The organism is Luteibacter sp. GL_149, from assembly GCF_057834065.1.
Map to the genome: position 1 here is coordinate 740077 of NZ_CM174395.1, position 13451 is coordinate 753527.

At 64.0% G+C, this 13451-nt stretch carries 11 protein-coding genes; 3 read left to right on the forward strand and 8 right to left on the reverse strand.

Annotated features, from left to right (window positions below; genetic code table 11):
• Positions 1 to 18: 18 nt before the first annotated feature.
• Genes AC3IR3_RS03300 through AC3IR3_RS03335 form a run of 8 tightly spaced genes read right to left on the reverse strand, consistent with a single transcriptional unit; the run spans position 19 to position 10146 of the window.
• The gene (locus tag AC3IR3_RS03300) at positions 19 to 1548 is read right to left on the reverse strand and encodes a CoA-acylating methylmalonate-semialdehyde dehydrogenase (protein ID WP_489195604.1); all 1530 of its coding nucleotides are present in this window, start codon (positions 1546 to 1548) and stop codon (positions 19 to 21) included.
• Between the two features lie 5 nt (positions 1549 to 1553).
• The gene (gene iolB / locus AC3IR3_RS03305) at positions 1554 to 2363 is read right to left on the reverse strand and encodes a 5-deoxy-glucuronate isomerase (protein WP_489195605.1); all 810 of its coding nucleotides are present in this window, start codon (positions 2361 to 2363) and stop codon (positions 1554 to 1556) included.
• The gene (gene iolE, locus AC3IR3_RS03310) at positions 2360 to 3259 is read right to left on the reverse strand and encodes a myo-inosose-2 dehydratase (protein WP_489195606.1); all 900 of its coding nucleotides are present in this window, start codon (positions 3257 to 3259) and stop codon (positions 2360 to 2362) included. The genes iolB and iolE overlap by 4 nt, the downstream gene beginning before the upstream one ends.
• On the reverse strand, positions 3256 to 5136 hold the full coding sequence (iolD, locus tag AC3IR3_RS03315; protein ID WP_489195607.1) for a 3D-(3,5/4)-trihydroxycyclohexane-1,2-dione acylhydrolase (decyclizing): 1881 nt from the start codon (positions 5134 to 5136) through the stop codon (positions 3256 to 3258). The genes iolE and iolD overlap by 4 nt, the downstream gene beginning before the upstream one ends.
• Complete coding sequence (locus AC3IR3_RS03320) at positions 5133 to 7103, reverse strand: bifunctional 5-dehydro-2-deoxygluconokinase/5-dehydro-2-deoxyphosphogluconate aldolase (protein ID WP_489195608.1); 1971 nt, start codon at positions 7101 to 7103, stop codon at positions 5133 to 5135. Before AC3IR3_RS03320 ends, iolD begins: the two co-directional genes overlap by 4 nt.
• Positions 7104 to 7132: 29 nt before the next feature.
• Positions 7133 to 7921: an ATP-binding cassette domain-containing protein gene (locus AC3IR3_RS03325; RefSeq protein ID WP_489195609.1), complete on the reverse strand. Its 789-nt coding sequence runs from the start codon at positions 7919 to 7921 to the stop codon at positions 7133 to 7135.
• Between the two features lie 13 nt (positions 7922 to 7934).
• Positions 7935 to 9095, reverse strand: coding sequence for an ABC transporter permease (locus AC3IR3_RS03330; RefSeq protein WP_489195610.1), 1161 nt, complete (start codon positions 9093 to 9095; stop codon positions 7935 to 7937).
• Between the two features lie 19 nt (positions 9096 to 9114).
• Entirely contained in the window at positions 9115 to 10146 is a 1032-nt protein-coding gene (locus AC3IR3_RS03335) for a sugar ABC transporter substrate-binding protein (RefSeq protein ID WP_489195611.1), read from the reverse strand.
• A gap of 207 nt (positions 10147 to 10353) precedes the next feature.
• Between AC3IR3_RS03335 and AC3IR3_RS03340 the strand changes: the two genes are divergently transcribed.
• Genes AC3IR3_RS03340 through AC3IR3_RS03350 form a run of 3 tightly spaced genes read left to right on the forward strand, consistent with a single transcriptional unit; the run spans position 10354 to position 13238 of the window.
• On the forward strand, positions 10354 to 11220 hold the full coding sequence (locus AC3IR3_RS03340; protein ID WP_132142131.1) for a MurR/RpiR family transcriptional regulator: 867 nt from the start codon (positions 10354 to 10356) through the stop codon (positions 11218 to 11220).
• Positions 11213 to 12205, forward strand: coding sequence for an inositol 2-dehydrogenase (gene iolG, locus AC3IR3_RS03345; RefSeq protein ID WP_489195612.1), 993 nt, complete (start codon positions 11213 to 11215; stop codon positions 12203 to 12205). Before AC3IR3_RS03340 ends, iolG begins: the two co-directional genes overlap by 8 nt.
• Before the next feature lie 13 nt (positions 12206 to 12218).
• Positions 12219 to 13238, forward strand: coding sequence for a Gfo/Idh/MocA family oxidoreductase (locus AC3IR3_RS03350; RefSeq protein WP_489195613.1), 1020 nt, complete (start codon positions 12219 to 12221; stop codon positions 13236 to 13238).
• The last annotated feature ends 213 nt before the right edge of the window (positions 13239 to 13451 follow it).

Sequence of the window (13451 nt, forward strand, 5' to 3'; positions counted from 1 at the left end):
GCGTACAACGGCGCTATCTTAATGCGTCGGCATAGCGAACTCCGCACCCGTGCTTTCGTCGTGGTTCAGCCAACGCTGGGTTACGGCTTTCTGACGCGTATAAAAACGCACCGATTCGGGACCATGGGCATGGTGATCGCCCATCAGGCTTTTCTTCCAACCTCCGAAACTGTGAAACGCCATCGGTACAGGAATTGGCACGTTGATGCCGATCATGCCGACCTGAACACGATGGGCAAATTCGCGCGCGACCTGTCCATCTCGCGTGAAGATCGATGTGCCGTTGCCGTATTCATGATCGTCCACGAGCTTTAGCGCGGATGCGAAGTCGCGCACACGAACGACACACAGGACAGGGCCGAAGATTTCTTCGCGATAGATCCGCATGGACGGGGTGACGCGATCGAACAGCGTTCCGCCTACGAAAAATCCTTGTTCGCAGCCGGCTACCTGGTATCCGCGGCCGTCTACGATGAGTTCGGCACCGCTCTGTACGCCATCGTCGATGTAGCCGGTAATACGGTCTTTGTGCTGGCTGGTGACGACGGGGCCCATCTCCACGCTTTCGTCCAGGCCGCTGCCGATGCGCAGCGCGCGAACGCGAGGCGCTAGCCTTTCCACCAGGGCGTCGGCGGTGGCTTCGCCGACGGCTACGGCGACCGAAATGGCCATGCAACGCTCGCCGGCCGCGCCATATCCGGCGCCCATGAGCGCATCGGCGGTCTTGTCGAGATCGGCGTCGGGCATGACGATCATGTGATTCTTCGCTCCGCCCAGGGCTTGTACGCGTTTGCCCTGCGCGCTGCCGCGCGAATAAATGTACTCGGCGATGGGCGTGGAGCCGACGAAACTCACCGCGCGCACCAACGGATGATCCAGTAGCGCGTCGACCGCGGTCTTGTCGCCTTGTACGACGTTGAATACGCCGTCGGGAAGGCCCGCCTCTTTAAGTAATTTCGCAAGTTCCAACGAAAGCGACGGATCGCGCTCCGAGGGCTTCAGCACGAATGTATTGCCGCAGGCGATGGCCATGGGGAACATCCACATGGGTACCATCGCGGGGAAATTGAACGGCGTGATGCCCGCGCAGACGCCCAGTGCCTGACGCATCGTCCATGCGTCGATGCCGTTGGCGATCTGCTCGGTGTACTCGCCCTTGAGGAGTTCGGGGATGCCGCAGGCGTACTCGACCACTTCGAGCCCGCGCACGATCTCGCCCTTCGCATCGGAAAGCACCTTGCCGTGCTCGTGCACAACGATGCGGGCGAGTTTGTCCATGTCGCGTTCGATCAGGTCCTTGAACCGGAACATCACGCGTGCACGCTTCAGCGGAGGCGTTTGCGACCACGCGTGGAAGGCCTCGTTCGCCGCACGCACGGCAACGTCGACATCGTCGGCGGAAGCGAGGGCGACCTCGGCGGCGATCTCGCCACGGGCCGGGTCGTAGACGGGCGCGGAGCGCGCGGCACTGCCGGCATAAGGCTTGCCGGCGATGTAATGGCCGATGCGGGGAAGGGTGGCGCTACGTTCGGAAATCTGGGCGGACATGTCGTTCAACTCCGGGAAACTGGTGCGAGCATCCATTCGTGGGCGGGGTCGTTGCGGAAGTGCCATTCGCGGCGCGGTCCGGCCATGACATTCAGGTAATAGCCGCGATAGCCGTGCGGCATCACCACGGGGTGATAACCGCGGGGAACCATCACGACGTCGTGATCGCCGACGGCCATCGATTCGTCGATGTCGCGCTCGTCGGTGTATACGCGCTGGAACGCAAAACCTTGCGGGGGATCGATGCGGTGGTAGTAGGTTTCCTCGAGTACGCTTTCTTCGGGAAGCGCATCGGTGTCGTGCTTGTGCGGCGGATAACTCGACGAGTGGCCCGCGGGCGTGACGACTTCGACGACGAGCAGCGATTCGGCGTCTTCGGTCTCAGGGAGGATGTCGCAGACGTAACGCGTGTTGCTGCCGGTGCCGCGCGCAGAACGCTTCATGGTTTGCGGCTCGATCAGCCGCGCCGGGAAACGACCCGTCGCGGGCGCGCTGGCCAGCGCGAGTTCGACGTCGTCGTACGCGGTGACGCGGCAGACCGACGACGGTGGCGCGTACACGGCGGTGGGCGAGCGATCGTCGAAGACGCTCCCGCGACCGCCAAGATTGCGCCACGTCGAAGCGCCCACCGCGATGTCGACGGTTCCCGTGAGTACGACCAGGCAGCCTTCGCGGTTCGCGGGAAGGGCGATATCCACGCTCTGTCCCGCGACAAGACGCCGTGCGACGAAGCCGACATGCTTCCAGTGCGCACTCTCGGGCGTCACGGTGACGATGCTTTCGCCTTCACGCAGGGCTTTGACGAGCAGGCTCATGCGGCTTCTCCGAGCGAAGCGCGATCGAGCAAGCCGCGCAGGGTGCGATAGCCCTTGTCGGCATAGACGTAACTGGGTGCGACTGAGGGATCCTGTTCCGCTTCGACGACCAGCCAGCCTTCGTAGCCATGCTCTTTCAGCCGGGCGACGATCGCGGCGAAGTCGATGGCGCCGTCGCCCGGTACGGTGAAGACACCATTGAGCACGGACTCGAGGAAGGTCCACTGGCGATTGCGCGCGAGGCGGATGAGGTCGGGGCGAACGTCCTTGCAGTGCACGTGACAGATGCGGTCGATGTGCTGGTTCAGCACGGTCAGCGGATGGCCGCCGCCGAAATAGGTATGTCCGCTGTCGAACAGCAGCCCGACCTCGTCGCCGGTGTTCGCCATCAGTTGCGCGATGTCGTCGGGCGATTCGACATAGGCGCCCATATGGTGATGATAGGCGAGGCGTACGCCATGCTTCAGCGTGTGCCGCGCGAATTCGGTAATCCGTTCGCCGTAACGCTTCCACTCGTCGGCGCTGCGGAAACGTGGGCGCTTGTACAACGGAACGGGCTCGCCCTGAATGGCATGGGCGACCTCGCCGTAGACCATGACTTTGCAATCGTTCTCCGCCAGCAGGCGAAGATGCTTGTCGACGGCAATAATTTCATCGTGGGCTTCGCGCGCGGCCACCCGGCCCGAGTACCAGCCGGATACCACGGCCAGGCCGTAGCCGGCCATCAGGTCGCGCAGCGCCTTCGGGTCCTTGGGAAACTTGTTGCCCAGTTCGAAGCCTTCGTAACCGATGGTCCTGCCCTCGCTCAACGCTGTCGATAGAGGGATCTCGCCGCCGAGCGAGGGCAGGTCGTCGTTGCTCCAGGAAATGGGATTGATACCGATACGGATGGTCATGCTTTCACCTGGCCGTTGCGGGCCTTCAATGCGGATTCGTAGGAGGCGCGCGCATCGTGCACGGCGTCGCGCGTCGAGACTTCCGGCACCGCGACTTCCCACCACGTTCCGCCTTCGTCGGTGGTGCGCGCGGGGTCGGTGTCGATGCAGATGAGATAGGTGCGGTCCGCCGCGCGCGCGCGATGCATCGCGGCTTCCAGACCGGCGATATCGGCCACATGCTCGGCAATGGCGCCAAGCGCGCGGGCGTGGGCGGCGAAGTCGATAGCCGGTGCGCCGTGCGGACCTTGCAGGCAATCGTCGAGAAGATTGTTGAACGGCGCGCCGCCACAGGCCTGTTGCAAACGATTGATGCAACCGTAGCCACGGTTATCGAGTACGACGATGATGAGCTTCGCATCGAGCATCACCGACGTGGCGATTTCCGAGTTCATCATGAGATAGCTGCCGTCGCCGAGCATGACGATGACCTCGCGGTCGGGCCGGGCCATCTTCACGCCGAGGCCGCCGGCGATCTCGTAGCCCATGCACGAATAGCCGTATTCCATGTGGTATCCGCCCGGTGTTTCGGTGCGCCACAGTTTTTCGAGTTCGGCCGGTAGCGTGCCGGCGGCGCAGACCACGATGTCCTTCGTTGTCGATGTCGCCGACGAGCGCTGCACGGCACCGATGATTTCGCCGTCGTACGGCAGACGGCCGTCGGGCGGCGTGCGTGCGTCGACGATCCGGTCCACCGCATCCCGCCACGCCTGGCCGGCATCGCGCGAGTACGACATCCAGCGATCGGGTGTGCGATAGCTTCCAAGTTGTGCGGACAGTGCATCCAGGGCAAGCGTCGCATCAGCCACGATATCGAGACCTTCGCCCTTCAGGGCGTCGTATCCGTTCACGTTGATGCCGAGGATCGGCACGTGGGCGAACAGCGAGCGCGAACCGGTCGTGAAGTCTTGCAGACGCGTGCCCACGGCGATGATCCGGTCGGCTCCGGCAAGCAGCGAGTTGGCGGCGGACGAGCCACTGACACCTGCCGGACCGAGTTGCAGGGGATGGTTCCACGGCAACGCGCCTTTGCCCGCCTGCGTTTCGCAGACGGGAATGCCGTGGCGTTCGGCGAAGTCGCGCAAGGCGAGGCTGGCGCGGCCGTACAGTACGCCGCCGCCCGCCACGATGACGGGGCGTTCGGCGGCGCGGATCGCTTCGGCGGCGCGTTCTACATCGTCGCTCGCGGGTGGTGCCGCGCGGAAGCGGATCTCGCGCGGTTCGAAGAACGACACCGGATAGTCGTAGGCCTGGGTCTGCACGTCCTGCGGCAGGGCCAGTGTCACCGGGCCGCAGAGCGCGGCGTCGGTGAGTACCCGGATCGCGCGGGGCAGCGCCGTAAGCAATTGTTCCGGCGCGACGATGCGATCGAAATAGCGCGATACCGGACGGAAGCAATCGTTGACGGAAACGGTCCCGTCCTGGAAGTCCTCCAGCTGCTGCAGCACGGGATCGGGCGCGCGCGATACGAAGATGTCGCCGGGCAGCAGCAGAACGGGCAGCCGGTTCACGTGGGCGAGCGCGGCGGCGGTGACGAGATTGGTCGCCCCCGGGCCGATCGAACTGGTGACGGCCATCATGCGGCGGCGCATGTGGCTCTTCGCGTACGCGATCGCGGCGTGTGCCATGCCCTGTTCGTTATGGGCGCGATAGGTGGGGAGGCTGTCCCGGTGCGCATGCAGCGCCTCGCCGATTCCCGCTACGTTGCCGTGACCGAAGATCGCGAACACGCCGCCGAACAACGGCAGCAGTTCGCCGTTGTCGTCGTCGCGCGTGTGCAGGGCGGCGATATAGCGGATCAGGGCCTGCGCGCAGGTCAGTCGTACGGTATCGCTCATGCGGCGTATCCCGCCTTGGCGGCAATGGCGTGCGGATGCCTGATACCGCGCCACAGGCCGATCATGTGTTCGAAGGCTTCGCGTGCCCGGGCCACCAGCATCGCGTCGTCGATCTCATGGCGCAGCCAGGCCGAAGCGGGGTCGACGAACAGGGTCCGGCCGACGGCGAAGCCACGGCAGGTGCGGCTGGCCGCTGCGGCGGCGAAGCCTTCGGCCAGGGTTTCCACCGGTGCGTTGAGTCCGAGCAGGAGGACGCCGCGGCAGTAAGGATCGCGTTCTTCGATAAGCGCATCGACGGCTTCCCATGCTTCTTTCCGGGGCGGACAGAGCTTCCACCAGTCGGGGCGGATGCCGAGGTTGTAGATGCGTTTCATCGAGCGAAGGACGCGCTCGTCGCGCTCCGCCGCCTCGCTGTTGCCCGGCGGAATCACTTCCAGCAGCAGTTCGTGACCGCTGACGCGCACGGCGTCGTACAGCGAACGCAACTGCGTTTCCTGTTCCACGCGATGTGCCGGTTCCGCGTCGGGATCGAATGCGACGAGGCACTTCACCACGTGTTCCTTCGGCCACGACACGAGCTGCGTGCCGATCGAGCGGCCGCGTTCGAATTCCAGTGGATTGGAACCCGGCACTTCGACCGGGCGGCCGATCCACCAGCCACGGCCGGTGGCGGCATTGAGCGCATCCTGACCATAACGGTCGTCGGCCAGCAGGCCGATGTGCCCTTGCAGATGGTTATGGCGTTCGGTGGCCGCGACCGCGTCGACCAGCAGGCGCTTGAGCAGCGGAATGCGCGATTCGTCCGCACCGCAGTCGCGTGCCAGTTCGAAGAACGGTACGCGATGGTCGAACGCGAAAACGTGCAGATCGTCCCATGCGGTGCGCGGCACGCTGGTACGGTGCAGATGCGCGAGCTGGTCGTCCCGGTCCGGATGCGCGATGCCGCCTTCGCGGCCGAGGAACGCATCGAGTTCGGCGCGGCTGGGCATGGCCGGCGCGCAGCCGTGCCGCGATACCACGATCGCGCCGCAGGCGTTGGCGAATGTACAGCTGCGCTCGATCGTTTCACCGTTCAGCCAGCCGGTGAGGAAGCCCGAAAGGAATGCGTCGCCCGCGCCGAGCACGTTCAGCACGTCGACCCGCGCGCCGCGATACGTCGGGGCATCGTCGAGCGAGGTGGGAATCGGACCTTCGACGACACTGCAACCCAGTGGGCCGCGCTTCACGATCAGCATGGCGGCGCTGACGCCGCGCACGGCACGCAGCGCGGCGAGCAGGTCGTCGCTCCCGCCCGCGATATGGAATTCTTCTTCGGTGCCGACGATGACATCGAAGTCGGGAAGAATCGCCTGGAGATGGTGCGTCACGTGATCGGCCGCGACGAAACGGGTTTCGCCGTTGCCGCGTCCGGTCAGACCCCACAGGACGGGGCGGTAGTCGATATCGAGAACGGTGCGGACGTCGTGCTTGCGCGCGAATGCCACGGCGCGCGAACTGGCGGCATGCACGCCCGGCTCGGAGTAGTGCGTGCCCGTGATGACGAGCGCGCGGCTGCGGGCGATGAAGTCCTCGTCGATGTCGTCGGCCGCGAGCGCCATATCGGCGCAGTTTTCGCGATAGAACAGTAGCGGGAAGGTTTCGCGGTCCTTGATGCCGAGGATCGCCAGCGCGGTCAACCGGTCGGGATCGACGCGGACCTGACTGATGTCGCAGCCTTCGGACTGAAGCGTTTCAGTGAGGAAGCGACCCATGTGATCGTCTCCCACGCGCGACAGCATGGCGGATGCCAGGCCAAGTCGCGCCGTACCGAAGGCCATGTTGGCGGACGAACCGCCGAGATACTTGGCGAAGCTGGTGACATCTTCGAGACGTGCGCCGATCTGTTGCGCATAAAGGTCGACGGCGAGCCGGCCCAGGCAGACGACGTCGATAGGGCGAGAGGGGGATCGCGGTGGGGGATTGAACATGGGGATCTCTTCCGTGGAGGGATGCGCGGTCAGGCCGCGCGTCCTTCGAGTTCGTCGACGAGGTTCTGGATCTCGGTGCCGCCGGCCATCATTTCGAGCACGGCTTCCTTCGTGATGTCGCTCTTGGCGAAGGAGCCCATCGACTGGCCGCGATTGAGCAGCGTGAAACTGTCGGCGATGGGGTAGGCGTGGTGCACGTTATGCGTGATGAAGATGATCGAGATGCCGCGTTTGCGCGCCTTGTGGATCAGCTTGAGCACGTTGGCCGACTGCTTCACGCCCAGCGCGGCCGTGGGTTCGTCGAGGATGAGAACTTTCGCGCCGAAATGGATGGCGCGGGCGATGGCCAGGCACTGGCGTTCGCCGCCGGACATGGTGCCGACCGGCTGGCCGGCATCGCGTACGTTGATGCCCATTTCCGAGAGCTTCTCGCGTGCGACTTCGTTGGCGTAACTCATGTCGATGACGGGAATGACGCCGAAGAGCTTGCGTCGCGGTTCGCGTCCGGCGAAGAAGTTGCGGGCCACGCTCATCAGCGGCACCAGTGCCAGGTCCTGATAGACCGTGGCGATTCCGCGGTCGAGGGCTTCGCGCGGCGAAGAAAACTTCACCGACTCGCCTTCCACGCGATAGTCGCCGGTGCTCGGGCGGTGCACGCCCGCCAGGGTCTTGATGAGTGTGGACTTGCCCGCGCCGTTGTCGCCGAGCAGGCAGTGCACTTCGCCGCGGCGCAGGCGAAGGGTCACGTCCTGCAGCGCAATGACGGTGCCGAAGTATTTGCTGACGTTGTCGAGTTCGAGGATGTATTCGCTGGCCATGACGTCGTCGCTCCTACTTATTAGCCGTCGCGCGGCTGCGGATGTAGTGGTTGAACAGCACCGCCAGCAGCAACATGCCGCCAAGGAAGACGCGATACCAGTCCGAGTCGATATTCGTATACGAGATGCCGATCTGGACGACGCCGAAGATCACGGCGCCGAAGCACGCACCGAGCACGGAGCCGAATCCGCCGGTGAGCAACGTACCGCCGATGACGACCGCGATGATGGCTTCGAATTCTTTCTGCAAACCGCGATCCGCGGCGGCGGAGCCGACGTCGGATACCTGCAGTACACCGAACAGGCAGGCGCAGAATGCGGTGAGGACGAAGAGGGAAATCTTCACGCGACGCACGGGGACGCCGACATTCTTGGCCGCGTTGGAGTCGCCGCCGACGAGGAAGATCCAGTTGCCGAAGCGCGTACGCGCCAGCACGAATCCGGCGCCGATCGCGAGCAGGACCCACCACACCAGCACCTTGGGCAAGCCACCGACGACCGGCTCGCCGCTGGGTAGCTTGTCGATCAGTCCCATGCTGGCCAGTCCGCTGAATACCCAGTGTCCCGTGGTGCCCTGGAAGAGGGCGGCGATGACCGGGTCGCTGCCGATCTTGTCGCCCACGCCGCTGACGATCGTGCTGTTGGCGAAATGCGTCGACAGCACCAGCGTCAATCCGCGCAGGATGAACATGAAGGCGAGCGTGACGATGAACGACGGTAGTTTCGTGCGGACGACGAGGTAGCCGTTAAGGGCACCGAGCGCCATGGAACCGGCAAAAGCGAACAGCACCGAAGCCCAGACCGGCCAGCCGAGATACATCGGCGGTACCGCAACCATGACGCCGGCGAATCCGATCATCGAACCCATCGAAAGATCGAATTCGCCGGCGATCATCAGCAGGCAGGCGCCTACCGCGATGATGCCGAGGTACGCAGCGACCTGGGACCAATTGACGATGCCATCCAGCGCGAACATGCCCGAGTCGCCGGCAAAGATGCCGAACAGTGCGAACACCAGCACGGTGCCCGCGATGGAGCCCAGGTCCGGACGGTCGAGCAGGATCTTCCACAGGGAAAGGCGGCGGACGCGTTCGTCGTCGGGGGCGGCTTTTTCCGGCGCGGCTGCGCGGCTCCTGTCGATCATGGCGGTAACGTTCTCGTTGATGACACTCATGGATATGTTCTCCGACCGATCAGCGGTACTGACCGGCGTACTTCTCGACAGTGGCGACGTTGTCCTTGGTGACGAAGGCGGGGCCCGAGCTGACGCCGGTCGCGCTATACACCGGCTTGAGGTCGTATTCCTTCAGACGCGCCTGGAACTTCGGATTGGCTTTCAGCGCCGCGATGATCTTCGCCGGATCGTTCGTCTTCTGGTCGTGCGCGATGACGAGCGCCGCGATACCCATATAACCCTGAAGATACGGCTGCTGGTCGATCGCGAAGGTGACGGTGCCGCGCTTGATGCCCTGGATGATCGCGGGCGAAAGATCGAACGTGGCGAAGTAGGTTTTGCCGTTCAGGCCCATCTTTTCCAGTACCTGGATGGTCGGCTCGGCGGCGTTGGGGCCTAGGGCGAGTACAGCCTGTGTCTTCGGGTTATTGCGTAGATAGGCGTTGACCTTGCTGGCGACGACGGTGGGGTCCATGCCGCTGTCGATCATCGACTTGCGCATGTTGGCACCGATGGCGTCCGCGAAACCCTGGCAGCGCTGGAACGACGCCTGGTTCGTCGCGTAGTGGTTCACGCAGACGAAGGACGTGATGCCCGCGGCCTTGGCACGTTCGCCGGCGGCCTTGCCGGCGTCGTATTCGGGCTGGCCGATATGCATGATGGCGCCGAGCTTCTTGCTTTCCTCGGCGGTGCCCGAGTTGATCGTCACGACCGGAATGCCCTTGGCGGTGACGCGCGCGGCGGATTTCTGCAGCACGTTGAAATCGGCGATATCGAAGGCGACGCCGCTGTAATTGCGCGCCGCGGCCTGTTCGAGCAGGCGGGCCATATCGGAAAGATCGCCATTCGGCGGATTGCGGTAGTCGACTTCGACACCGAAGTCTTCGCTGGCCTGCCTGATCGAGTTCTTGATGGTGTTCCACCACGAATCCGAATCGGCGGCGTGGGTGACCAGGACGTAGCGGTCGCCGGGTGCCGCGCTGACCGCGGAGGATGCGACGCCGAAAATAAGGGCTGCCGCCGACAGGGCGTAGAACGTGTTGAATCGCATAGTGCCTCCACGGTTCACCGGCCAATGAAGGCCGTCGGGTGAGTGTCGTTGCGACGCGGTCCGTGTTGCCGACCGCTGTGTTGAGTTCGGATATCAGCATAGGCACGCCTTTCGGGCTCTTGCAACTTGCATTGCACAATAAAAAGAAATGGAAAAAACATTCCACCGCGTGTTTCAATGCGTCGCTGGTGGGATGGAGAACGAAGAATGGCCAAGCGCAGCGACGTGGATGTCCTGATGGAGCGCATCGGGGCTGAGTTCGAGGCATTGCCGCGCCAGTTGCAGGGCGTGGCGCGGTATCTCGAGGAGCATCGGACCAGCATCATGGTCCAGCGGGTCAATGAGATTGCGGAAGGCTGCGGCGTTCACGCCTCGGCCGTGGTCCGCTTCGCCCAGCGTTTCGGCTATTCGGGCTTTACCGAGATGCAGGCGGTGTTCCGCGACGCCTATACCGAACAGGCCGCGCCCGCACGCAGCTACCAGCAGCGCATCCGTAGCGTGATCAAGGGACGTCCGGACAAGCTCCCCGCCGTCGAGATCGCTTCGCGCTTCATCGAAGCCAGCAAGGCGGGCCTGGACGAACTGTCCGCCGAGCTGGACGAGACGCGCTTCCAGGCCGCGGTCGATATGCTTTCGGCGGCCGAAAATATTTACGTGGTCGGCGTGCGCCGCTCCTTCGCCATCGCAACATATATCGCTTACGCACTGCAGCACACGACGAAGCATGTGCATCTGGTCAGCGGTCTGGGCGGTATGTATCGCGAACAGTTGCGCAGCATTGGCAAGGGCGACGCGATGATCGCGATCAGCTTTCCGCCGTACGGCAAGGAAACGCTTTACGCGATGCGCGTCGCGCAGCAGCACAAGGCCAATGTGCTGGCGATTACCGAGAGCGATCTTGGCCCGCTCGGCCGCCACGCCAGCGTCGTGCTCAAGGTGAAGGAGGGCAGCGCATTCGCCTTCCGCGGACTCACCAGCACCATCTGTCTCTGCCAGGCGCTGTTCGTCGCGCTGGCCTACAAACTCGAATTGACCGTCGAAGAAACCCTATCCCGAGGAGAATACGATGATTGAAGTAGCCGTTTTCGGTGCCGGACGCATCGGTAAAATTCACGCCGGCAACGTCGCCCGACACCCGCAGGCGCATCTGCGCTACGTGGTGGACGTCAACGAGACAGCGGCACGCGAACTGGCGGATCTGCACGGCGCCGACGTGGCCAGTGTCGACCAGGTCATGAACGATAAGTCGATCGGCGCCGTCGTCATCGGCTCCAGCACCGATACGCACGCCGACCTGATGCAGCGCGCCGCCGCCGCGGGCAAGGCCATATTCTGCGAAAAGCCGGTCGATCTGGATCTCGATCGCGCGCGTGCGTGCGCCGCGGCGGTCGAGAAGGCGGGCGTCGTCTGCATGATCGGTTTCCAGCGACGTTTCGATCCCACGTTCTCGGCACTGAAGAGCCGGTTGGTAGCGGGCGAAGTCGGCACGCCCGAAGTACTGATCGTCACCAGCCGCGATCCCGGCGCTCCACCGGTCAGTTACATCAAATCGTCCGGCGGCATCTTCAAGGACATGCTGATCCACGATTTCGACATCTTCCGCTGGATCCTCGACGACGAAGCCGTGAGCATCCACGCGACCGGTAGCTGTCTGAGCGATCCGGCCATCGCGGAAGCCGGCGACATCGACACCACAGCGGTCACGATCCGCACGCGCAGCGGCCGTATCTGCCAGATCAACACATCGCGCCGCGCCGCTTACGGATACGACCAGCGCTTCGAGGTGCTGGGCAGTGGCGGCATGTTGCAGGCCGGGCATGCGAAGCCGACCGAAGTGATCGCCTTTACCGGCAAAGCCATCAGCACGGACTTGCCCGAGCATTTCTTCCTGCAGCGCTATCGCGAGGCGTATGCGCTGGAGATCGCGCATTTCTTCGATGCGCTGACCGATGGATCGCCCGTGCGCACGACTATTGCCGACGGCATCAAGGCGCTGGAACTTGCCGAACTGGCGGCGCGTTCCTGGCGCGAAGGTCGTGCCCTCGAATGTTCGGTCTGAGGCGGAGACAGTCATGAGCAAGCAAACGCTGCGCATCGGTCTGGCGGGCCTGGGCAGGCTTGGACGCCGCTATGCGGAAAACCTCGCGCGTGCGGTGCCGCGCGCCTCGCTGGTGGCGGTATCCAGCCCGCTGGAAGCCGAACGTGCCTGGGCCAGCGAGGCATTGGGCGACGCGAAGGTGTACGACAGCTTCGAAGCAATGCTCGCCGACGATGCCATCGACGCGGTTTTTCTCGTCACCCCGACGTCGTTGCACGCCACGCAGATCGAGCAGGCACTGGATGCCGGCAAGCATGTGTTCTGCGAGAAGCCACTTTCGCTTGATCTAGACGACTGCCGCCGTGTCGCGAAACATGCGGCGAAGAGCGCGCCGCGTGCGATGGTCGGTTTCGTGCGCCGCTTCGACGAGAGTTACCGGAACGCCGCGCGCCACATCGAGGCGGGCGGTATCGGTCGACCCTTCATGATTTATTCGCAGACCACCGACCTGGCCGATCCGAGCGGTGCGTTTCTGGAATTCGCGCCGACCAGCGGTGGCATCTTCCTCGATTGCAGCGTGCACGATATCGATCTCGCGCGCTGGTTGCTGGGTCGCCCGGCCGCGAAACGCGTTTATTCGACGGGGACGGTGGCGATGTATCCGCCGCTGGAAGCCATGGGCGATGTCGACAACGGCGTGGCGATCTGCGAATTCGCGGACGGCCGGATGGCGATGTTCTACGCCTCGCGCACGCAGGCGCACGGTCACGACACGCATACCGATGTGGTGGGTACCGCCGGAAAGGTGAGTATCGGACGCAATCCGCGTGCGGATCGCGTGGAGATTTCCGATGCGGCGGGCGTGCGCAATACCGTTGTGCCGTCGTTCTACGAACGTTTCGCCCCGGCATTCGTGACGCAGGCCAGGCATTTCGTCGATGCCGTGCTGGACGAGACACCGTTCGAGCTGACTATCGACGACGCGGTGGAGGCGACGCGGATTGCCGTGGCGTTGCGGGAGTCGTTGCGTAGCGGGCAGCCGGTGGATTTGTAACAGCCTGCTCGCGATCTGTGTAGGAGCCCGCTTGCGGGCGAAGGCCAACGTAGCGGTAACGCTGTGGACTGCGTCCGCAGCCGATGCATCGGGCTTGCGGATGTGAGTATCCGTCTTCCTCGCCCTGTTGGCTTTCGCCCGCAAGCGGGCTCCTACAGGAAAGCGGTAGCGGTTGTCGTGCGATGTTGCGACGCAGCAGGATCGCCACGACTG